Consider the following 21,290-nt stretch of genomic DNA (forward strand, 5'->3'; position numbering starts at 1 on the left):
TTCGCGCCAGGTGTCGTGTCGCGCCGGGGGCCGGGCGGCCTTTTCCCGTCTCCTGGACACCCCGGCCCGGCTGACCGACAATCACCAGCGTGACGTCGTCCTTCGAGTTCAACACGTACCCCGCGCGGTTGTCCGACGCCGAGCGCGACCAGGCGTTGAAGGTGCTCCGGGACGGCGTCGTCATGGGGCGCCTGTCGCACGACACGTTCGTCCGCAGGATGGAGCTGGCGCTCGCCGCCCGCCGTCTGGAGGAACTCGCCGCGCTCACCGCCGACCTGCCCACCGAGGGCCGGCTGTCCAGGATGGTGTTCGGCACCGTCGAGGCGGTGTCCGGCTTCGGCGTACGCCTGCGCAGGGCCTGGCAGGCCGAGCGGCTGCCCAAGCTGCTGCTGCCCCACCCCGGCACCGGTCATCCGCTGCGCATAGGGCGCGACCCGGCGAACGGGCTGCGGCTCACCCACGAGACGGTCTCCCGCGTGCACGCCGAACTGAGCCGCCAGGGCGGCATGTGGGTGCTGCGCGATCTGGGCTCCAGCAACGGGACCACGGTCAACGGCCGGCGGGTCATCGGTGCGGCGGTGGTCCGCGAGGGCGACCTGATCGGTTTCGGCCAGATGGCCTTCCGTCTCGCGGCGACCTGAGCCGGGGACGGGGCGGTCGAAGCCCAGCTCTGGCCTGGACCTCACTCGGAGTCGCGTGTTCCGGTGAGCCGGGCCGATGGCGCAAATGCCTTTGCCTGTAGCGGTGTTGACGTGCCCCGCAAGTCGTGACTGACTGTGCGTACACCGCGCACGCCAGGTGAACCGACGGACCGCATCGTGGAGGTGTGCCCTGCCGCCCCTCCTGCGCTACCCGACCGTGGACGAGCTGGGCGCCCGGGCCGCCGCGCTCGTCGCCCGCCACCCCCGGCAGGCCCGTCTGCGCCGCGTCGGCACCTCCCGCGGGGGCACCCCGCTGCTGCTGCTCTCCGTCGGCCACGGCAGCCGCCACGCCCTCGTCGTCGCCGGACCGCACGCCAACGAACCCGTGGGCGGCGCCACCGTCCTGCGGCTCGCCGAACGGGCCCTGGCGGACCCCCGCCTCACCGAGGGCGCCGACGCCACCTGGAACCTGCTGCTCTGCGCCGACCCCGACGGCCTGCGCCGCAACGAGGGCTGGCTGGCCGGCCCGTACACCCTCGGCCGCTACGCCCGGAACTTCTTCCGGCCCGGCTTCCTCGAACAGCCCGAGTGGCTGCCCGACGGCCCGGACCACGCCACGCTGCCGGAGACCCGCGCCCTGCTCGCCCTCCAGGACGAGCTGCGGCCCTTCCTGCACTGCTCGCTGCACGGCGTCGACGTGGGCGGCGGCTTCGTCGAGCTGACCCACAACCTGCCCGGCATGGCCCAGCGCATCGCCCATGCCGCGGCCCGGCTCGGCATCCCCCGGGAACTCGGCGCCTACGACACCCTGTACTGGCCCGACCTCGGCCCCGCCGTCTACCGCATCCCACCGCCCCGCCGCGGCGACCTCACCGCGGCCATCACCGAGGCGGCCGTCGAGTCCACGTGGTGCCATCCCCGGCGGTACGGGACCGTCACCGCCGTCGTCGAGGCGCCCATGTGGGGCGTGGCCGCCGTCGCGGACGGCTCGATGCCGGCCGACCGGGACGCGGTGCTGCGCGCCGTGAGCCGCACCCTGCGCCAGGACACCCGCCGGCTCCAGCGCGTCCTCGCCCGCATCCGGCCGCACGTCGCCACCGACCCGGACGCGGCCCACCTGCTCGCTCCCGTCGACGACTACCTTCTGGTCTGCCCCCGGCTCGCCGACGCGTGGGACCCCGACACCGACGACGGTTCGGGCCGGTCCCTCCCGCCCATGAGCACCGCCCACCTGGTCGCCCTGCGGCTGGCCGGCCGGCGGCTGGCCCTGCGGACCGCGGGGCTGCTGCACCAGCTGGTGACCCGGACCGGGGACGATCCGACGGGCGTCCTGCCCGAACTGGACCGGCTCGTCGACGAGGGCTGCGCCGACTACCGCGACGGCTGTGCGGCCCACTGGATACCGGTCGCGCGCCAGGTGGAGTACCAGACACGGGTCGTCCTCGCCGCGTTCGAACTGGCCGCACGGCGCCCCACCACGGTGTCCCGTTCGGGTGAGCCGGGCCGGGGTCCCGAGGCCGCGGTGCCGATGCACCTGGAATGACCCGTACGCCTACGGCGGGCCGGTGACCCGCCGGTGCGGCGGACGGCGTCGACCGCCCCCCGCCGCGCCGTGACCGCCGCTCAGCCCTCTTCCTCCTCCGTCGCCCCCACCCGCTCCAGCAACGCCACCGGTACGCCCGCGAAAAGCTCCTCCACGCGCGCGTGCCCGGAGAACTCCCGCCCGGGTGTCAGCGCGTCGGCCCACCGGCCGGGCGGCAGCGGCAGCGTCGTACCGTGCCAGCCGCCCGCCTCCGCCAGCCGCAGGGACAACCGGGTCACGGCGGTCACGACCTCCCCGGACCGGGCGAACGCCAGGCAGTGCGCCGCGGCGGGGCCCTCGGCGGCGAGCGGCTCGTACGTCGCCGCCTCGCCGAACACCTCCGGTCGCCGCGCCCGCAGCGCCAGCGCCGCCCGGGTCACCGCGTCCTTCGTCCCGGCGGTCCCGCGGTTCTCGTCGGCACCGGTCGTCCCGGTCGCCCCGTCCGCGGGGGGCGGGAAGCGTACGGGCCGCCGGTTGTCCGGGTCCACCAGGGCCAGGTACGCGTGCTCCGTGCCCTGGTAGAGGTCCGGCACCCCCGGCATCGTCAGGTGCGTCAGGGCCGTGCCGAGGACGTTCGCCCGGATGTGCGGCTCCAGGGACTCCCGGAAGGCGGCCACCCGTTCCCCCGGCGTGCCGCACGGACCCGCCGTCACGAACGCGGCCACCGCGTCCTCGTACGCCGGCTCCTGCTCCGTCCAGCTGGTGTACATGCCCGCCTCGCGGACGTGCTTCAGCAGTGCCTCCCGCACCCTCCCGCCCTCCGCGGGCCCCAGCCCGAAGACCGTCTGCCAGGCCGCCCACGCCAGCTGGCCGTCCGGCACGTCCTCGCCCGAGCGGGCGGCCTCCGTCAGGACCTCCGCCCAGCGCTCGGGAGCCTCCGTGAGCACCGCCAGCGCGGCCCGCACGTCCGCGCTGCGCTTGGTGTCGTGGGTCGAGACGACCGTGCCGGTCGCGGGCCAGTCGCGCTGCACGCGCGCGCAGTACGCGTGGAACGCGTCCGGGGACAGAGCCGGGTCGCCCGGGTTCCCGCCGACCTCGGTCGCCGACAGCAACGGCACGTAGCGGTAGAACGCGGTGTCCTCGACGGACTTGGCGCGCAGTGCCGATGCGGTCTGGGCGAACCGGTTCCGGAACTCCGCGTGCTCCGGCCCCTCCCCGTACCGCCCGAGCACCAGGTCCCGTACGACGTCGACCGCCCCGCCCTCCTCCCGCACCGGGAACGCGCGCCGCGCCTCGGCCGCCGCCTCCTCGGTGAGGACGGACGCCGCGTCCACCGAGCCGTAGGGCCGGTACACCTCCAGCCGGATCAGCAGTTCCCGCAGGGCCGTGCGCAGCGCCCACGGCGCCCGGTCGCGCAGGGCGGGCTCCGGGGAGGCGACGCACAGCCGGTGCGCCACCCGCGTCAGCCGGTCCATCTCGGTGGCCAGCTCGAACGAGAGCACCTTGTGGGCCGCGCGTCGCACCGTCGCCGCCCAGTCCCCGCCCCGGTCCGCCTGCGGGGTGGCGAACCGGCGGTAGTGGCCGAGGAGTTCCCCGTACCCCGCCGGGTCCACGAAGAGCGCGTCGATGTGCCGCAGGGCGTCGTAGCCGGTCGTGCCCGCCACGGGCCAGGCCGCCGGCAGCCGTTCGCCGTCCGCCAGGATCTTCTCCACCACCGTCCACCGGCCGCCACTGGCCTCGTGCAGCCGCCGCAGGTACGTGCCGGGGTCGGCGAGGCCGTCCGGGTGGTCGACGCGCAGCCCGTCGAGCACGCCCTCGTGCAGCAGCCGCAGCACCGTGGAGTGCGTGGCCTCGAAGACCTCCGGGTCCTCCACGCGGACGCCGATCAGCTCCGAGATGCTGAAGAAGCGCCGGTAGTTCAGTTCGGTGCGGGCGAGCCGCCACCACACCGGGCGGTACCACTGCGCGTCCAGGAGCTGCGGCAGCGGCAGGTCTCCGGTGCCGTCCCGCAGGGGGAAGGCGTGGTCGTGGTAGCGCAGCACGTCACCGTCGACCCGGAGGTCGTCCAGCACCTCGCCGACCGGGGCGCCGAGCACCGGGAGCAGCACCTGGCCGCCCTGCGCCTCCCAGTCGATGTCGAACCACCGCGCGTAGGGCGACTTCGGGCCCTCGCGCAGCACCTCCCACAGGGCGCGGTTGTGGCGGGGGGACATCGCCATGTGGTTCGGCACGATGTCCGCCACCAGGCCGAGGCCGTGCTCCCGCGCGGTGCGCGCCAGCGCCCGCAGTCCCTCCTCGCCGCCGAGTTCCGCGCGCACCCGCGCGTGGTCCACGACGTCGTAGCCGTGCAGTGATCCCGGCACGGCCTCCAGCACCGGGGACAGGTGCAGGTGCGAGACGCCGAGCGAGGCCAGGTACGGCACGGCCGCCGCCGCGGCCGAGAAGGGGAAGTCGGGCTGCAGCTGCAGCCGGTACGTGGCTGTGGGCACCGTCGGTTCGGGTCGCTCAGGTGTCATGGAAACCTACGTACCCGTCTCACCGCCTTTCGTGTCATCGGCCCCTCCACGGGTGGACGCGCGCGTGACTAGCTTCGAGCGATGGGAACCAACCGGAGCACGGGTCGGAGCGGGGCGCTGGAGTCGTACCGGGAGGTGATCGGCCTGACGGGGCCGCTGCTGCCCGTGGTGTCCTTCCTGGGGCGGCTGCCGACGGCCACCGTCCAGTTCGGCAGTGTCCTGCTGGTCGCCCGCACCAGTGGCTCGCTGGCCGCCGCCGGGCTGACCGGGGGAGCGCTCGCCGTCGGGCAGGTCGCCTGCGGTCCGCTGGTCGGCCGGCTCGCGGACCGGCACGGACAGCGCACCGTCGTCCTGGTCTTCTGCCTGGTCAACGCCGTCGCCATCGGCGCTCTGGTGGCGGGCGCGCTCGCGGGAACGACGCCGCCGCTGCTGGCGCTCCTCGGTGCGGCGGCGGGGGCGAGCACGCCCCTGATCGGCCCGCTGGCCCGGGCCCGCCTGGTGGCGCTCGCCCGCCGGGCCGATGCTCCGGAGCCCACCGTGGGTGCCGCGCTCTCCTTCGAGAGCACCCTCGACGAGGTCTCCTTCGTCCTCGGCCCGGCGCTGGTGGGCCTCGCGGCGGTCCTGGCCCACCCGGCGTACGCCCTGACCGGTGCGGCCGTCCTGGTCGCCGGGTGCGGCACCGCCTTCGCCCTGCACCCCACGGCCCGGGCCACGGCCTCCCCGGCCACCGGGACGCCCGGCGGCCCGCGCGCCCGCCCCCGCATGCCCCGCGCGGTGCACGCCCTGCGGGTCTCGCTCGCCCTCCAGGGGGCGATGTTCGGGGCCTGCCAGGCGGGGATCACCGCGCTCACCGAGCGGCTCGGGAAGCCGGAGCAGGCGGGGCTCGTCTATGCCGCCATGGGAGTGATGAGCGCGGTCGCGGGGCTCGCCATGGCCGCCGTGCCCGCCCGCCTCGGGCTGCGGGCCCGCTGGCGGGCCGCCACGGCCGTCGCGTGCGCCCTGTCGCTGCCGCTGCTGTGGACGGACGGCCTGACCGGCCTCTACCTGGTGGTCACCGTCCTGGGCGTCGCCTACGCCCCGCACCTGATCACCGTGTTCGCGCTCACCGAGCGGGCGGTGCCGCGGGCCCGGCTCGCCGAGGCGATGGCCTTCGCGACCAGCGCCCTCGTCGCCGGCCAGGCCCTCGCCCTCGCGCTCACCGGCCGCCTGGCCGAGTCCCACGGCCCGGTGGCGGCGTTCGCGACGGCGAGCGGGGCCGCCGCGCTCGCCTGCGCCACCGCGCTGGCCGCGCGCCCGGCACCGTACGCCGGACCCGCGGGGGAGGCCCGGCACGCGCGCGTGGACGACGCGCGCGACCGGGCGCCCTCCTAGACGGGGCGCTGGAGGACCGTCATGCTCCGGTCCACCAGGGTCAGCCGGTCCCCGGCCTGTACCTTCGTCCCCGTCTCCCGCGGCACGCCCTCGGCCCGCGCGGTGTCGACGACCACCTCCCACTGCCGCCCGTGGTCGACCGGCACCACGAAGTCCAGCGGTCTCGGTGAGGCGTTGAACATCAGCAGGAACGAGTCGTCGGCGATGCGCTCCCCGCGTGGTCCCGGCTCGGAGATCGCGTTGCCGTTGAGGAACACCGTGAGCGCCGAGGCCCGGGCCGAGTTCCAGTCCCGCTGGGTCATCTCCCCGCCCTCGGGGGTGAACCAGGCGATGTCCGACAGCTCGTCGTGCGTCCCCTCCACGGGCCGGCCGTGGAAGAAGCGCCGCCTGCGGAAGACCGGGTGGTCCTTGCGCAGCCACACCATCGCGCGGGTGAACTCCAGCAGCTCGCGACCCACCCCGTCGTCCTCGGGCCACGCCACCCACGCCAGCTCGTTGTCCTGGCAGTAGGCGTTGTTGTTGCCCCGCTGGGTGCGGGCGAACTCGTCGCCGTGGCTGATCATCGGCACGCCCTGGGAGAGCAGCAGCGTGGCGATGAAGTTCCGCATCTGGCGGGCCCGCAGCTCCAGCACCGCGGGGTCGTCGGTGTCGCCCTCGACGCCGCAGTTCCAGGACCGGTTGTGGCTCTCGCCGTCCCGGTTGTCCTCGCCGTTGGCGTCGTTGTGCTTCTCGTTGTACGCCACCATGTCGTGCAGGGTGAAGCCGTCGTGGCAGGTGACGAAGTTGATGGAGGCCAGCGGACGGCGGCCGTCGTCCTGGTACAGGTCGGACGACCCGGTCAGCCGGGACGCGAACTCGGCCAGCGTGCGCTGCTCACCGCGCCACAGGTCCCGCACCGTGTCCCGGTACTTGCCGTTCCACTCGGTCCACAGCGGCGGGAAGTTGCCCACCTGGTAGCCGCCCTCGCCCACGTCCCAGGGCTCGGCGATCAGCTTCACCTGGGACACCACCGGATCCTGCTGGACCAGGTCGAAGAACGACGACAGCCGGTCCACCTCGTGGAACTGCCGGGCCAGGGTGGCCGCGAGGTCGAAGCGGAACCCGTCGACGTGCATCTCGGTGACCCAGTACCGCAGCGAGTCCATGATCATCTGAAGGACGTGCGGCGACCGCATGAGCAGGCTGTTCCCGGTCCCCGTGGTGTCCATGTAGTAGCGGGGGTCGTCGGTCAGCCGGTAGTAGGAGGCGTTGTCGATGCCCTTGAAGGAGAGCGTCGGGCCCAGGTGGTTGCCCTCGGCGGTGTGGTTGTAGACGACGTCCAGGATGACCTCGATGCCGGCCTCGTGCAGCGCCTTCACCGCCGACTTGAACTCCAGCACCTGCTGGCCGCGGTCGCCCCAGGAGGCGTACGCGTTGTGCGGGGCGAAGAAGCCGATCGTGTTGTAGCCCCAGTAGTTGTTCAGGCCCATGTCCACCAGGCGGTGGTCGTTGACGAACTGGTGGACCGGCATCAGCTCCAGCGCGGTCACCCCCAGCTCGGTCAGGTGCTCGATCACCGCCGGGTGCGCCAGGGCCGCGTAGGTGCCGCGCAGCTCCTCGGGCAAACCCGGGTGCCGCATGGTCAGGCCCTTCACGTGGGCCTCGTAGAGCACCGTGTGGTGGTACTCCGTCCGGGGCCGCCGGTCGTCGCCCCAGTCGAAGTAGGGATTGACCACGACCGAGGACATCATGTGGGGCGCGGAGTCGAGGTCGTTGCGCCGGTCGGGGTCGTCGAAGTGGTAGCCGTACACCTCCTCGCCCCACTGGATCGAGCCGCTGATCGCACGTGCGTACGGATCGAGCAGCAGTTTGGCGCTGTTGCAGCGCTGCCCGCGCTCCGGGGCGTACGGCCCGTGCACGCGGTAGCCGTACCGCTGCCCGGGCATCACGCCCGGCACGTACGCGTGCCGGACGAACGCGTCGCTCTCCCGCAGCTCGACCGCGGCTTCCGAGCCGTCGTCGTGCAGCAGACACAGCTCTACTCGGTCGGCGGCCTCCGTGAAGACCGCGAAGTTGGTACCGGCGCCGTCGTACGTGGCACCGAGGGGATATGCCTCTCCAGGCCAGACCTGCATGAACACGACTCTTTCAGGTGTGGGGCGCCGGTGCGGACGCCATGGCTCCGAGTCTCCCCGAAAGTGAGGCGACCACCTAGCACGTACGTCCTCCTACCCACCCGTCGGCGATGTGCTCGATCCACGCCCCGGGGAGGGCGCCAGGGATTCTTCCCCGTACCGTGCGGCGTCACCGCTATGAATCCGCTCACTCCACGGTGTCCGGGTGACCGGAACGCGCGTGTGGATCACGGAGGTTGGGGAAACCGGCCCGTCCATCGGGCTGCACCGCGGACCGCTCGCGGAGTACCCTTCCTTGATCGTTGGGACGGGGTCTCCCCGAAGGTGCTCCGGGGGAGCGGAAGGCGGTGCGCGGGTGGGCTCGGGAGGGCTGGAGCTGCCTCCTGGTGACGACGGTCACCAGGGGACCTCCACGGACGTCCCGCCCGGTGCGGTGTCCCTGGCACGGCCGATGAGCGCGGGCGCGATCGGCCCGGAGCTGGACTGGGACGCCGACTCCTGGCACGAGGTGCGCACCCGCGCGCAGCGTGCGGGCCGGGCCTACATCTGGCTCAACCTCGTCGAACAGCGGCTGCGCGCGGTCGTGGCCGCCGTCCTCCGGCCGGTCTACGAGCCCGTCCACGGCGACGACTGGGTGGTCGCCGCGGCCGGACCGGCGGGCCAGGAGTGGGTGCAGCGGGCCGTCGCCGTCCGCGAGGTCAGCCGCCGCAAGGGCTACCTGCTCGACCCGGCGGACGACAACGTCCTCAGCTTCCTCACCCTGCCGCAGCTGCGCGAGCTGATGGTGCAGCACTGGCCCTGCTTCGAGCCCTACGTCGACGAACGCCGGGACGTGGAACTCGCCCTCGACGAGCTGGAGGTCACCCGCAACGTCGTCTCCCGCAACCGCGCGCTGTCCGAGGCCGTCCTGAACCAGGCCGAGCGGGCGTCGGCGCGGCTCCTGGAGGTGCTGGGCGCGGGCAGCGACGTGCCGTCCGCGCGGCGGCTGCCGGTCGACGCGGTGGAGGACCTGGTCGGCGACCGGTACGCCGACGTGGTCGCGGTCCACTCGGACCGGGTCCGGCTGCTGCGCCAGTTCCCCGCCGAGGACCTCTTCGGCAACGCGCGCCGGGTGGACGCCCTCGGTATCGGCCTCAACCTGCTCGTGCAGAACTTCTCCGGCCGGCGCCTGCTGCGGCTGGCCGAGTCCGGCGGACGGGTGCGGCTGCTCTTCCTGAACCCGGCGTCGAGCGCGATCAAGCGCCGCGAGCGCGAACTCGGCATCAAGCGGGGCGAGCTGAGCCGCGCCGTGGAGATGAACATCCTGCACATGCGCCGGGTACGCGCCCGGCTGCGGGACCCGGGCGCGTTCGAGATCCAGGTCTTCGACGAGACGCCCCGCTTCACCGCCTACCTGGTCGACGGGGACGGCGTCGACGGGATCGCCGTCGTCCAGTCCTATCTGCGCCGGACGCGGGGAATGGAGGCGCCGGTGCTGGTGCTGCGCAACGGGCGCAACGGCGGCAAGGTCGTGAAGTCGGACCAGCTCGACGAAAGCGGACTTTTCCCCACCTATCGCGAGGAGTTCGAGCTGATGTGGGCGGATTCGCGACCCGTTTCGTGAACGCCGACGCCGGGCCGGGCGCCGGCGCAAGCGGAATGCGATCCTCTGATTGTCAGTGGCCCGTGGGAAGGTGGGGACCACTGGGGGACGCACCACCAAGAAGGGGGACCGCCCATGGGCTGGCACCGACAGCTGCTGATCGGCTTCGACCTGGAGACGACGGGCACCGACCCGCGCGAGGCGCGCATCGTCACGGGGGCCGTGATCGAGGTCGTGGACGGGGAGCCGCGCGGACGCCGGGAGTGGCTGGCCGACCCCGGCGTGGAGATCCCGGCGGACGCGGTGGCGGTGCACGGCATCAGCAACGAGCGGGCGGCCACCGAGGGCCGCCCCGCCGACCAGGTCGCCGACGCCATCGCCGGTGTGCTCGCCGACCACTGGCGGACGGGGGTCCCGGTCGTCGCCTACAACGCGGCCTTCGACCTCACCCTGCTCTCCGCCGAGCTGCGGCGCCACGGACTGCCGTCCCTGCGCGACCGCTTGGGCGGCCTGGACCCGGCCCCCGTCATCGACCCGTACACCATCGACCGCTCCGTCGACCGGTACCGCCGCGGCAAACGCAACCTGGAAGCGGTCTGCCAGGAGTACGGCGTCCCGCTCGACGCCGCCCACGACGCCACGGCCGACGCCCTCGCCGCGGCCCGCCTGGCCTGCGCGATAGCCGACCGGCACCCCAAGGTCGCCTCCCTCGGCCCGGCCGACCTGCACCACCGTCAGATCGAGTGGTATGCCGAGTGGGCCGCGGACTTCCAGAGCTTCCTGCGCCGCAAGGGCGACGCCACGGCCGTCGTCGACGGCAGATGGCCGGTGCGCGAACCGGCCGACGAACGGGTCTGAGCCGGCCCCGGCGGGCGAGGAGGCGTCAGAAGGGGTGCCAGCGCACCGCAGGATCGCCGTCCCGCAGCGACGCCACCCGGCGTTCGAACTCGGCCAGGGCCCTGGGGTTGCCCGGTGCGTGCTGGGCGACCCACGCGCAGCTGGCCGTCTCCCGGGCGCCGCGCAGCACCGCGCAGCCGTCCCACTCGCGCACGTCCCAGCCGTAGGTCCCGGTGAAGCCGTCGTACGCCTCCGCGGGCAGCCCGTAGCGGTCCCGGCTGAGGGCCATCACCACCAGATCGTGCTCGCGCAGGTCGCTGGAGAAGGTCTCCAGGTCGACCAGGACCGGACCGTCGGGGCCGACGTGCACGTTGCGGGGCAGGGCGTCCCCGTGGATCGGGCCCCGCGGCAGGCGGGGGGTGAGCGCGGCGGCGGCCGTCGCGAAGCCGTCGCGCCGCTCGCGCAGGAACGCGGCGTCCGCCGGGTCGATCACGTCACCCGCCAGCCGCAGCCAGCGTTCCACGCCGCCCAGCAGTTCGCGGGGCGGCAGGTCGAAGGAGGGGGAGGGCAGCGCGTGGACCAGCCGGAGCAGGGCGGCCACGTCCCGCGGCTCGGTGGGCCGCACCGGGTCCGGCAGCCGTCGCCACAGCGTCACCGGGTGCCCGTCGACGAACAGCGCCGCGGGGTCGGCCGCCCGCACCGCCGGCACACCGGCCTCCTCCAGCCACACCGCCACGGCCAGTTCCCGGCGCGCCCGGTCGAGCAGCTCGGCGTCGCGGCCCACCTTGACCGCCAGGTCACCGGCGACGAACACCGCGTTCTCGCCCAGGGCGAGCAGCCGCGCCTCGCCCACCGGCCCGGAGAGCACTCCCGCCGCGGCCAGCACCTCCCGAGCCCGTGCCTCGTCCATCGTCCCGCGCCTCCGTGTCCGTGTCGTCCGTCGGGTCCGCCGTGCCGGCCGGGTCCGTCCGGCCCGCGGGGCCCGTCCGGTCCGCCGCAATCCCGCCATCCGTCGGCCAGTGTCGCATTCGCACAGGTGGGAGGGTATGTCCGGGCCCTTGACGGGGCCCGGCGCCTTCACGACCATGGCCAGGCCCGTCCCGGCCGCGCGAAGGGGCTGATCATGTGACACCGGTGACCGATCCGAGGGGCCCGGCGCGCCGCGCGTCCGGCCCGAAGCGGCCCCGGCCCGGTCCCGACCACGGCGCCTGGTTCCTGGTGCTGCCCGCCCTGATCCCCATCCTGGTGCTCAGCGTCGGGCCGCTGCTCTACGGCGTCCTGCTGGCCTTCACCGACGCGCAGTCGGGGCGTACGGAGCCCACGCAGTGGATCGGCGCCCTGAACTTCCAGGACCTGATGCACGACACCCTGTTCTGGGAGTCGTTCCGCATCGGGCTGGTGTGGGCCGTGGGGGTGACGGTGCCGCAGTTCCTGCTCGCCCTCGGCCTCGCCCTGCTGCTCAACCAGAACCTGCGGATGCGCTGGCTGGCCCGGGCCCTCGCGATCGTCCCCTGGGCGATGCCCGAGGTCGTCGTCGGCATCATGTGGCGGCTGGTCTACAACCCGGACGCGGGCATCCTCAACGAGACGCTGCGCGACCTCGGTCTCGGCGACGGCCGTGACTGGCTCAGCGGCCTCGCCACCGCCCTGCCCGCCGTCATCGTCGTCGGCGTCTGGGCCGGCATGCCCCAGACGACGGTCGCCCTGCTCGCCGGGTTGCAGAACACCCCGCGCGAGCTGCACGAGGCCGCCGCGGTCGACGGCGCCGGAGCCTGGCGCCGCTTCCGCACGGTCACCTGGCCCGCCCTCAGACCCGTCGCGCTCGCCATCACCGCGCTCAACCTGATCTGGAACTTCAACGCCTTCGCCCTGGTCTACGTGCTGACCAGCGGAGGCCCGGGCGGCCGGACCCGGCTGCCCATGCTGTTCGCCTACGAGGAAGCCTTCCGGTACGGGCAGTTCGGCTACGCGGCGGCGATGGGCTGCGTCATGGTGGCCGTCGTCTCGGTGCTGCTGGCGGTCTTCCTCGCCGGCCGGCTCAGGGGCGGACCCAAGGAAGGCGGCGTCGCATGAGGACCTCGACCGGTGCCCGCGCCGGGCAGTACGCCGCGCTGCTCGCCTACCTCGTCTTCCTGGTCTTCCCGTTCCTCTGGCTGATCTCCACCGCGTTCAAACCGCCGCAGGAGCTGGCCAGTCTGCACCCCACGTGGATCCCCAAGGACCCCACCCTCGACAACTTCCGGCAGGCCTTCGACGAACAGCCGCTGCTGCGCGCCGCCCTCAACTCCCTGGGGGCCGCGCTCGGCGCCGCGCTGATCGCCGTGGTGATCGCCACCCCGATGGCGTACGTCATGGCCCGCCACCGCTCCCGGCTCACCAGGGCGGCGACGGGGTGGGTGGTGGTCAGCCAGGCCTTCCCCTTCGTCCTGGTGATCATCCCGCTCTTCCTGGTGCTGAAGAACCTTCAGTTGATCAACTCCGTGCCGGGACTGGTGATGGTGTACGTCGTCTGGTCGCTGCCCTTCGCGCTGTGGATGCTCACCGGGTACGTCCGGGCCGTGCCTCCCGAACTGGAGGAGGCGGCGGCGGTGGACGGCGCCGGTCGGCTGCGCACGCTCGTCTCGGTCACCGCGCCGCTGCTCGCGCCGGGCATCGTGGCCACGGCGCTGTTCGCGTTCATCACCGCGTGGAACGAGTTCTTCTTCGCGCTGGTGCTGCTGAAGACGCCGGAGAAGCAGACCCTGCCGGTGATCCTCACCCACTTCATCGGCGCCGAGGGCGTCGCCGACCTGGGCCCGCTCGCGGCGGCGGCCTTCCTCGCGACGCTGCCCTCCCTGCTGGTCTTCGCCCTCATCCAGCGACGGATCACCGGCGGCATGCTGGCCGGGGCGGTGAAGAGCTGATGCGCACGAGGACCGCGACCCTGCTGCTCGCCCTCGCCCTGCTGCTCTCCGGCTGCACGGACGGCGGCGACGACCCGGCGGACGGCCGCGTCACGCTGCGCTTCCAGTCGCTCGCCTGGCAGGAGGAGTCCGTGGCGGCCACCAAGGAGCTGGTGCGCGAGTGGAACGCCACGCACCCGGGCGTGCGGGTCGAGTACGTCCAGGGCAGCTGGGACAGCGTCCACGACCAGCTCCTCACCTCCTTCGAGGGCGGCGAGGCGCCCGACGTCATCCACGACGCCTCCGACGACCTCGCGGACTTCGCCTACGGCGGCTACCTCGCCGACCTCTCGGACCTGCTGCCCGAGCGGCTGGAGGCCGACATCCCGCGGCGGACGTGGGAGACGGTCACCTTCGGCGACGGCGTCTACGGCGTGCCCTTCCTCCAGGAACCGCGCGTCCTGATCGCCAACGCCGACCTGCTGCGGGAATCGGGCGTGCGGATACCGACACCCGAACGCCCCTGGACCTGGACGGAGTTCCGGCGGGTCACGAAGGAGCTGAGCGGCGACGGGCGGTACGGCGTGGCCTGGCCGCTCAAGGAGCCGGTGTCGGCCACGCTCAACCTGTCGCTGTCCACCGGCGGACAGCTCTTCCACCGCGGCGCCGACGGCAGGGTCACCGTCCGGTTCGAGGAGGCCGACCAGGTCGTGCCCCGCACCGTCCGCGACCAGGTCGGCACCGACCGCAGCGCCTCCGCCACCACCCTGGGCAGCGGCGGCTCCGACACCCTCCCCGGCTTCTTCGCGGGCAAGTACGCGATGGTGCCGCTCGGCTTCGCCTACCGCCAGCAGATCGAGCAGCAGGCACCCGACGGCTTCGACTGGCAGGTGCTGCCCGCACCGGCCGGCGCCGAGGGGCTCGACCAGGGCGTCAGCCCGCAGACGCTGTCGATCGCCGAGGACAGCCCGCACAAGGAGGAGGCCGCCGCGTTCCTCGACTTCCTCCTCCGACCGGAGAACATGGTGCGTCTCGCCCTCGGCGACTGGATGCTGCCCACCGGCACCGAGGCCCTGAAGGACCCCGCCCTGCACACGTCCGAGCACGGCTGGGCCACCGGCACCGCCCTCGCCGCCCACCTGCGCCCGGCGCCCGCCCAGTCCGTCCGGGGCTATCCCGAGTGGAAGGACAAGGTGGCGACCCCGGCGCTCCAGGAGTACTACAGCGGGGCGATCGGCCTCGGCGAGCTGCGCGGGAGGCTGGAGGACGACGGCAACCTGGTCCTCGCCCGCTACCAACGCTGACCGTCCCGTGCCCGGCCGTCCCGTGCCCGGCCGTCCCGTGCCCGGCCGTCCCGTTCCCGGCCGTCCCGTTCCCGGCCGTCCCGTTCCCGGCCGTCCCGTTCCCGGCCGTCCCGTGCCCGACCGTCGACCGTCGGCCGTCGGTCACCGGTCGTCGGATATCGGCCGTCGGCGGCCGTGACGCGGATATTCCGTTGCCCGGCCGCCGGGGCACCGCCTAGGGTCGGCTCCGTGGGAGCCTTCAACGCGATCTACAACTCCGGTCCCGGCCGGGGCTGCACGCACTCCGTCAGGATGCGTCGCCGTCCCGGAGCCCTGACCGGCCCGGGGACCCCCCGCCGCTGACTCCGCGCGGCGCGGCTGAGCCTCCGCATCTCCTTTCCCCTCGTCTTCCGGTCAGGGCCTTCGCATGCCCTTTTCCCTGCACGGAAGACAAGGACCGCAGGCCATGGCCCGCCCCACCCAGCGTGCCCGCACGCTCTCGCAGAACTTCCTCGCCGACCGCGCCGCCGCCGGACACGTCGCCCGGCTGACCGCCCCCGATCCCCGGCACCCGCCGCTCGTCCTCGAAGTGGGCGCCGGCAAGGGCGCCCTCACCGAGCCGCTCGCCCGCCGCAGCCGGGAGCTGCACGCCTACGAGATCGACTCCCGGCTCGTCCCCGGGCTGCGCACCCGCTTCGCCACCACACCCCATGTCCGTGTCGTCGAAGGCGACTTCCTCGCCGCGCGAGCCCCGCGGACGCCCTTCTCGGTCGCCGGGAACGTGCCCTTCTCCCGCACGGCGGACATCGTCGACTGGTGCCTCGGCGCGCCCACCCTCACCGACGCCACCCTGATCACCCAGCTGGAGTACGCGCGCAAGCGCACCGGGGACTTCGGCCGGTGGACCCTCCTGACGGTCCGCACCTGGCCCCGCCACGAGTGGCGCCTGGTGGGACGCGTCGGCCGCTACGGATTCCGCCCGGCGCCCCGCGTCGACGCCGGCGTCCTGCGGATCGAACGCCGCCCCGTCCCCCTGCTCCCCGGTGCCGCCCTGCCCGGCTGGTGGGATCTGGTCGAGCTGGGCTTCTCGGGGGTCGGCGGCTCGCTGCACGCGTCCCTGCGCCGGGCGTACCCCCGGCGCCGGGTCGACGCGGCGTTCCGGGCGGCCCGGCTGGACCCCGGGGTGCTCGTCGGCGAGGTGGCACCGGCGCGGTGGCTGCGGCTGCACGAGGAGCTGACGGCGTGAGAGGAAGCGATTTGCACGAGACGTATCGTCTTGACTACGCTCCGCGCATGCATGATCCCGCTCATATCGCCATGTTCTCCATCGCCGCGCACGGCCACGTGAATCCCAGCCTGGAAGTGATCCGGGAACTCGTCGCCCGAGGGCACCGGGTGACCTACGCGATCCCGCCGCTCTTCGCCGAGAAGGTCGCCGAGACGGGCGCCGAGCCCAAGCTGTGGAAGAGCACGCTGCCCGGCCCCGACGCCGACCCGGACGCCTGGGGGACCACACTGCTGGACAACGTCGAGCCGTTCCTGGACGACGCGATCCAGGCCCTCCCGCAGCTCGTCGAGGCGTACGAGGGCGACGAGCCGGACCTGGTCCTGCACGACATCACCTCGTACCCGGCCCGCGTCCTCGCCCACCGCTGGGGCGTCCCCGCCGTCTCGCTCTCGCCGAACCTGGTCGCCTGGGAGGGGTACGAGGAGGAGGTCGGCCGGCCGACGTGGGAGGAGCCGCTGAAGACCGAGCGCGGCCGGGCGTACGACGCCCGCTTCCGCGGCTGGCTGGAGGAGAACGGGATCACCGAGGACCCCGACCCCTTCGTCGGCCGTCCCGACCGGTCGCTGGTGCTCATCCCGAAGGCGCTCCAGCCGCACGCCGACCGGGTCGACGAGGAGAGGCACACCTTCGTCGGCGCCTGCCAGGGCGACCGCGCCGCCGAGGGCGACTGGCGGCGTCCCGAGGGCGCGGAGAAGGTCGTCCTCGTCTCGCTGGGGTCCTCCTTCACCAAGCGGCCGGCGTTCTACCGGGCGTGCGTCGAGGCGTTCGCCGAGCTGCCCGGCTGGCACGTGGTGCTCCAGATCGGCCGGCACGTCGACGCCGCCGAGCTGGGCGACGTACCGGGCAACGTGGAGGTCCGTTCCTGGGTGCCGCAGCTGGCGATCCTGAAGCAGGCCGACCTGTTCGTCACGCACGCGGGCGCGGGCGGCAGTCAGGAGGGCCTCGCCACCGCCACGCCGATAATCGCGGTACCGCAGGCCGTGGACCAGTTCGGCAACGCGGACATGCTCCAGGGGCTCGGCGTCGGCCGCCACCTGCCCGCCGAGGAGGCCACCGCCGAGGCGCTGCGCACCGCGGGCCTCGCCCTGGCCGGGGACCCCGAGGTGGCACGGCGGCTGAAGGAGATCCAGGCCGGGATGGCCCGGGAGGGCGGCACCCGGCGGGCCGCCGACCTGATCGAGGCGGAGCTGGCGGCGGCGAAGGCCTGACCGCAGCGCAGGAGGGGACGCCGAGGGCCCGCCGGTTCCACGGAACCGGCGGGCCCTCGCCGTGGTGCCGGGACGCTCAGACCCTGATCCGCTCGCCCCGCTCCCCGCGCTCGCCCTCGTCGTCCCGGGCCGCGGGCACGACCGCCGCGGGCGACTCGTCGTGGGTGAGGTCGGGCAGCCGGTGCAGCCACTTCGGCAGGTACCAGTTGCGCTCGCCCAGCAGGGCCATCACGGCCGGCAGCAGGACACCCCGGATGACCGTCGCGTCGATCAGCACCGCCGCCGCCAGGCCCACGCCCATCTGCTTCATGGACTGCATGGACAGCGTGCCGAAGATGGCGAACACGGCGACCATGATGACCGCGGCACTGGTGACGACGCCGGCCGTGGTGACCACCCCGTGCCGGATGGCGTCGCCGGTGGTCCGCCCGCGCAGCCGCGCCTCGCGGATCCGGGAGACCACGAACACGTGGTAGTCCATCGACAGGCCGAACAGGATCACGAAGAGGAACAGCGGCAGCCAGGAGATGATGGCGCCGACCCCCTCCGCGCCCACCAGCGAGGCGCCCCAGCCGTGCTGGAAGACGGCGACCAGGATGCCGTAGGCCGCGCCCACCGACAGCAGGTTGAGCACGATCGAGGTCAGCGCGATCGTCAGCGAGCGGAACGACAGCAGCATCAGCGCGAAGGCGAAGATCACCACGAAGACGAAGACGGGCAGGACCGAGCCGACGATCTGGTCGTTGAAGTCCTTCGACCCGGCGACCTGACCGGTGATCGGGGCCTCGACGCCGTCGACCTCGCCGAACGTCGCCGGCCGTACCTCGTCCCGCAGCCGGTCCAGGCTCTCGCCCGCCTTGTCCAGGTCCGATCCGCCGACCAGCGGGACGTACACCAGGGCGACGTTCCGCTCGTCGTGCATGACGACGTCGACCGGGCCGCGCGAGGCCCCGGAACCGACCGCACGCTCACGGAACTCGGCGAGCGCGTCCCTGACCTCGGGCGCGTTGATGTCGTCGGCCTTCACGACCACCTCGGCCGGGTCGGAACCGCCGGGGAAGGCCTCGTTGACGCGGTCGTACGTCTGGACGATCGGCAGCGAGTCGCCGAACTCCTGGTCCAGCGTCAGGTTCTGCGTCTTCATGCCGAGCGCGGGCGCGGCGACGGCCAGCAGCGCGCCGGTCGCCACGGCGGCGGCGAGCACCGGCCTGGCGAGCACCCGGTCCAGGACGGCTGTCCAGAACCGGCTGCCCTCGGCGGCGCCGTCCTTCCTGCGCCGGCGCAGGAAGGGGAGGCGGCCCTTCTCGACCCGCTCACCCAGCAGGGAGAGCAGCGCGGGCAGCACCGTCACCGAACCGACCATCGCGACCGCGACGACCATCAGCGAGGCCAGCCCCATCGCCTGGAACTCGGCGATGCCGGTGAAGAGCATGCCCGCCATCGCCACGCAGACCGTGACACCGGAGACGACGATCGCCCGGCCGCTGGTGGCGGCGGCGATCCGCAGGGCCGTCTGCGCGTCCCGACCGGCGGCGCGCTCCTCGCGTTCGCGGCGCAGGTAGAACAGGCAGTAGTCGACGCCGACGGCCAGACCGACCAGCAGCATCACCGAGTTGGCGGTCTCGCTCATCGGCTGGAAGTGGCTGATCAGTCCCATCAGGCCCATCGTCGCCATGATCGCGGTGATCGCCAGCGCCACCGGGACCAGCGCCGCCACCAGCGCGCCGAACGCGACGAGCAGGATGCCGAGGGCCACCGGCACCGCGGAGTACTCGGCCTTCTTGAAGTCGTCGCCGAACGCGTCGTCGAACGTCTTCATCATGCTGGCGCTGCCGATCTCCTCGATCCGCAGTGAGCCGTGCTCCTCCTGGACGCCCTCGACGGCCTTCAGCACCGGCTCGACCCGCTCGCCCGCGGTGTCCGCCTCGCCGCGCATGTCGAACTGGACCAGCGCGCTGCGGCCGTCCCGCGAGATCGTCTTCGTGTCGTACGGGGAGGACACGCCGGTGACCTCGCCGGTGTCCTCCACCGCCGCCATCACCGCGGTCACCGCGGCACGGAACTCGGCGTCGGTGGCCTTCAACCCGCCGTCCTCCGCCTGGACCAGGACGGTCTCCCCGGCCGGCTCCTCGATCCCGGCGTCCTCGATGATCCTCGCGGCGGTGTGCGTCTCCCCGCTCAGCTGGTCGCTGTCCTTGACGTCGACCCGCCCGGCCGCCGAGCCGAGCCCCATCGCCAGGACGACGAACAGCACCCAGATCCCCACGGCAGCCCATCGGTGCCGGGCGCTCCAGCCGCCGGCCCGGGCGGCTATGCCCCGCACCCGTGTTTCTCCGTTCCCCATGACGGGCTTGCCCCCTTGTGAGCGGTGACAGCCCCCTGCCGTCACCTTCCTCCTCGAAGGTAGGGGCCGGATAAAGCCATCTCGTCGTGCTCCCCGGTGACCCGCGGCGGCGCCGGCTCATCCCCTTGTACCGACGTTCCTCACCGCTGAGGAGGACATGGTCCCCTACATCTATCGGGACCGGTCCGGGTGGTGACGGGGGCGTGGCGCCTCCCCGGCCTCTTTCGAAGAGTTGTTGAATAAGTCACAGGCGCGCGTAGTGGTTGAAGCCCGCGCACCGCATCGGCGAGAGTGGCGCGCACGTCCGCTCGGCGCGGACGCGGCCGTCGTGCCCACCCCCACGGGGCACGACGGCCGCCCTATGGTGTGCGCATGACGACGATGTACGCGGCGCTGCTGCGCGGGGTCAACGTGGGCGGCGCCAGGAAGCTTCCGATGGCGGAGCTGCGCGCCCTCCTGGCGGAACTCGGCCACGACCGCGTGAGCACCCATCTCCAGAGCGGGCAGGCCGTGTTCGCGTCCGGCGTCGGCGACGAGGATTCCCTGGCCGCGGAGTTGTCGTCGGCGATCGAGAAGCGCTTCGGCTTCGCCGTGGACGTGCTCGTGCGCGACCACGCCTATCTGAAGGGCATCGCGGACGCCTGCCCGTTCCCGGCCGCCGATCTGGAGGCCAAGCAGCTCCACGTCACCTACTTCTCCGCGCCGGTGGACGAGGAACGCTTCGCGGCGATCGACCGGGCGCGCTTCCTCCCCGAGGAGTTCCGCCTCACCGACCGCGCCCTCTACCTCTACGCACCCGAGGGCCTCGGCCGCTCCAGGCTCGCCGAGGCACTCGCCAGGCCCCGCGTGACCAAGGGCCTGACCGCCACCACCCGCAACTGGAACACCGTCGTCAAACTGGTGGAGATGACCGCCGCCTAGCGCACCGAAGGCCCCCGCATCCGTGCGGACGCCAGGTCAGGCGCCCACCGCCGCCAGCACCGGCACCCGCGCCCGGTCGTACCGGCGCAGCAGCACCCGCGCCACCTCCGGCGAAGGGCCGAGGACGTCCGCCAGCACGTCGGCCCCGGCCGCGCCCCGCGCGATGCGGTCCGGAAGGAACCCGGGGGCCAGGACGTAGGGGGCGACGGCGACGCGCGGGCAGCCCAGCTCCCGCAGTTCCCGTACCGCGTCCTCGGTGCGGGGAAGGGATGCGGAGGCGAACGCAGGCCGCACGGCGCACCAACCGGTGTGCCGCCACTCCCGCGCGATTTCTGCGATCACTGCGATCGCCTCCGGGTCGGAGGACCCCGCCGAGGCCAGCACGACCCCGGTCGAGGACTTGTCGGCGGGCGTCAGGCCCGCCTCGTACAGGCGCCGTTCCAGCGCCGACAGCAGCAGGGGGGAGGGGCCGAGCACGTCCGCCTGCCGGATGCGCAGGCGCGGCGGCGCGTCGGCGAGGACCGCCGGGATGTCGGCCTTGGCGTGGAAGGCGCGGGTCAGCAGCAGCGGCAGCGCCACCACGTCCCGCACGCCCTCCGTCTCCAGGGACTCCAGCACGCCCTGCACCGAGGGCACGTTGAAGTCCAGGAAGCCGGTCTCCACCCGGACGTCCGGCCGCAGCGCCCTGACCCGGCGGACCAGGGCGTGCACGGTCGCGGCGTGCCGCGGGTCGCGGCTGCCGTGGGCGATGACCAGGAGGACCGGAGTGGACACGACCGTC

16 protein-coding genes are annotated in these 21,290 nt (G+C 73.5%); 11 read left to right on the plus strand and 5 right to left on the minus strand.

Translation table 11 applies throughout. The features are described from left to right. Positions 1-89 precede the first annotated feature (89 nt). Complete coding sequence (locus AC07FV_RS09735) at positions 90-641, plus strand: FHA domain-containing protein (RefSeq protein ID WP_479085970.1); 552 nt, start codon at positions 90-92, stop codon at positions 639-641. Between the two features lie 217 nt (positions 642-858). Continuing rightward, complete coding sequence (locus AC07FV_RS09740; RefSeq protein ID WP_479085971.1) at positions 859-2,184, plus strand: M14 family zinc carboxypeptidase; 1,326 nt, start codon at positions 859-861, stop codon at positions 2,182-2,184. Between the two features lie 80 nt (positions 2,185-2,264). Here the strand turns inward: AC07FV_RS09740 and treY are convergent, their stop codons facing one another. Then, the gene (gene treY / locus AC07FV_RS09745) at positions 2,265-4,679 is read right to left on the minus strand and encodes a malto-oligosyltrehalose synthase (protein WP_479085973.1); all 2,415 of its coding nucleotides are present in this window, start codon (positions 4,677-4,679) and stop codon (positions 2,265-2,267) included. A gap of 81 nt (positions 4,680-4,760) precedes the next feature. Between treY and AC07FV_RS09750 the strand changes: the two genes are divergently transcribed. Further along, positions 4,761-6,050: an MFS transporter gene (locus AC07FV_RS09750; protein ID WP_479085975.1), complete on the plus strand. Its 1,290-nt coding sequence runs from the start codon at positions 4,761-4,763 to the stop codon at positions 6,048-6,050. Here the strand turns inward: AC07FV_RS09750 and glgX are convergent. Then, complete coding sequence (gene glgX / locus AC07FV_RS09755; RefSeq protein ID WP_479085976.1) at positions 6,047-8,164, minus strand: glycogen debranching protein GlgX; 2,118 nt, start codon at positions 8,162-8,164, stop codon at positions 6,047-6,049. The genes AC07FV_RS09750 and glgX overlap by 4 nt on opposite strands. A gap of 355 nt (positions 8,165-8,519) precedes the next feature. Here glgX and AC07FV_RS09760 point away from each other — a divergent pair, with 355 nt between their 5' ends. Together AC07FV_RS09760 and AC07FV_RS09765 are read left to right on the plus strand one after the other, a co-directional pair. Next, positions 8,520-9,767, plus strand: a complete 1,248-nt coding sequence (locus tag AC07FV_RS09760; RefSeq protein WP_356607465.1) for an SAV2148 family HEPN domain-containing protein — start codon at positions 8,520-8,522, stop codon at positions 9,765-9,767. A gap of 114 nt (positions 9,768-9,881) precedes the next feature. Further along, entirely contained in the window at positions 9,882-10,604 is a 723-nt protein-coding gene (locus AC07FV_RS09765; RefSeq protein ID WP_479085977.1) for an exonuclease domain-containing protein, read from the plus strand. Between the two features lie 25 nt (positions 10,605-10,629). Here AC07FV_RS09765 and AC07FV_RS09770 read toward each other — a convergent pair whose 3' ends face one another. Beyond that, positions 10,630-11,493 carry a phosphotransferase enzyme family protein gene (locus tag AC07FV_RS09770; RefSeq protein ID WP_479085979.1) on the minus strand — a complete coding sequence of 288 codons (864 nt, stop codon included), beginning with the start codon at positions 11,491-11,493 and terminating at the stop codon, positions 10,630-10,632. A 215-nt stretch (positions 11,494-11,708) separates the two neighbouring features. On the opposite strand from AC07FV_RS09770, the gene AC07FV_RS09775 reads away from it, so the two are divergent. The 5 genes from AC07FV_RS09775 (at position 11,709) to mgt (ending at position 17,244) form a co-directional block, all read left to right on the plus strand. Further along, entirely contained in the window at positions 11,709-12,656 is a 948-nt protein-coding gene (locus AC07FV_RS09775) for a carbohydrate ABC transporter permease (RefSeq protein WP_479085980.1), read from the plus strand. Next, positions 12,653-13,486 (plus strand): carbohydrate ABC transporter permease, encoded by an 834-nt coding sequence (locus AC07FV_RS09780; protein ID WP_479085981.1) that lies wholly within the window; start codon positions 12,653-12,655, stop codon positions 13,484-13,486. The genes AC07FV_RS09775 and AC07FV_RS09780 overlap by 4 nt, the downstream gene beginning before the upstream one ends. Then, positions 13,486-14,769, plus strand: coding sequence for an ABC transporter substrate-binding protein (locus AC07FV_RS09785; protein WP_479085982.1), 1,284 nt, complete (start codon positions 13,486-13,488; stop codon positions 14,767-14,769). The genes AC07FV_RS09780 and AC07FV_RS09785 overlap by 1 nt, the downstream gene beginning before the upstream one ends. A gap of 445 nt (positions 14,770-15,214) precedes the next feature. Next, positions 15,215-15,994 carry a 23S rRNA (adenine(2058)-N(6))-methyltransferase Erm(O) gene (gene erm(O) / locus AC07FV_RS09790; RefSeq protein ID WP_479085983.1) on the plus strand — a complete coding sequence of 260 codons (780 nt, stop codon included), beginning with the start codon at positions 15,215-15,217 and terminating at the stop codon, positions 15,992-15,994. 47 nt (positions 15,995-16,041) lie between these two features. Further along, positions 16,042-17,244, plus strand: a complete 1,203-nt coding sequence (gene mgt / locus AC07FV_RS09795; RefSeq protein ID WP_479085984.1) for a macrolide-inactivating glycosyltransferase — start codon at positions 16,042-16,044, stop codon at positions 17,242-17,244. Positions 17,245-17,320: 76 nt separating this feature from the next. On the opposite strand, the gene AC07FV_RS09800 is transcribed toward mgt, so the two are convergent. Next, positions 17,321-19,588, minus strand: coding sequence for an MMPL family transporter (locus AC07FV_RS09800; RefSeq protein ID WP_479085985.1), 2,268 nt, complete (start codon positions 19,586-19,588; stop codon positions 17,321-17,323). A gap of 372 nt (positions 19,589-19,960) precedes the next feature. Between AC07FV_RS09800 and AC07FV_RS09805 the strand changes: the two genes are divergently transcribed. Next, a complete protein-coding gene (locus AC07FV_RS09805) occupies positions 19,961-20,509 on the plus strand; it encodes a DUF1697 domain-containing protein (protein WP_479085986.1) in 549 nt (182 codons plus the stop codon). 36 nt (positions 20,510-20,545) lie between these two features. Here AC07FV_RS09805 and AC07FV_RS09810 read toward each other — a convergent pair whose 3' ends face one another. Continuing rightward, positions 20,546-21,283, minus strand: coding sequence for a sirohydrochlorin chelatase (locus AC07FV_RS09810; RefSeq protein WP_479085988.1), 738 nt, complete (start codon positions 21,281-21,283; stop codon positions 20,546-20,548). Positions 21,284-21,290 lie beyond the last annotated feature (7 nt).

It is taken from the genome of Streptomyces sp. NPDC045956, assembly GCF_056430705.1.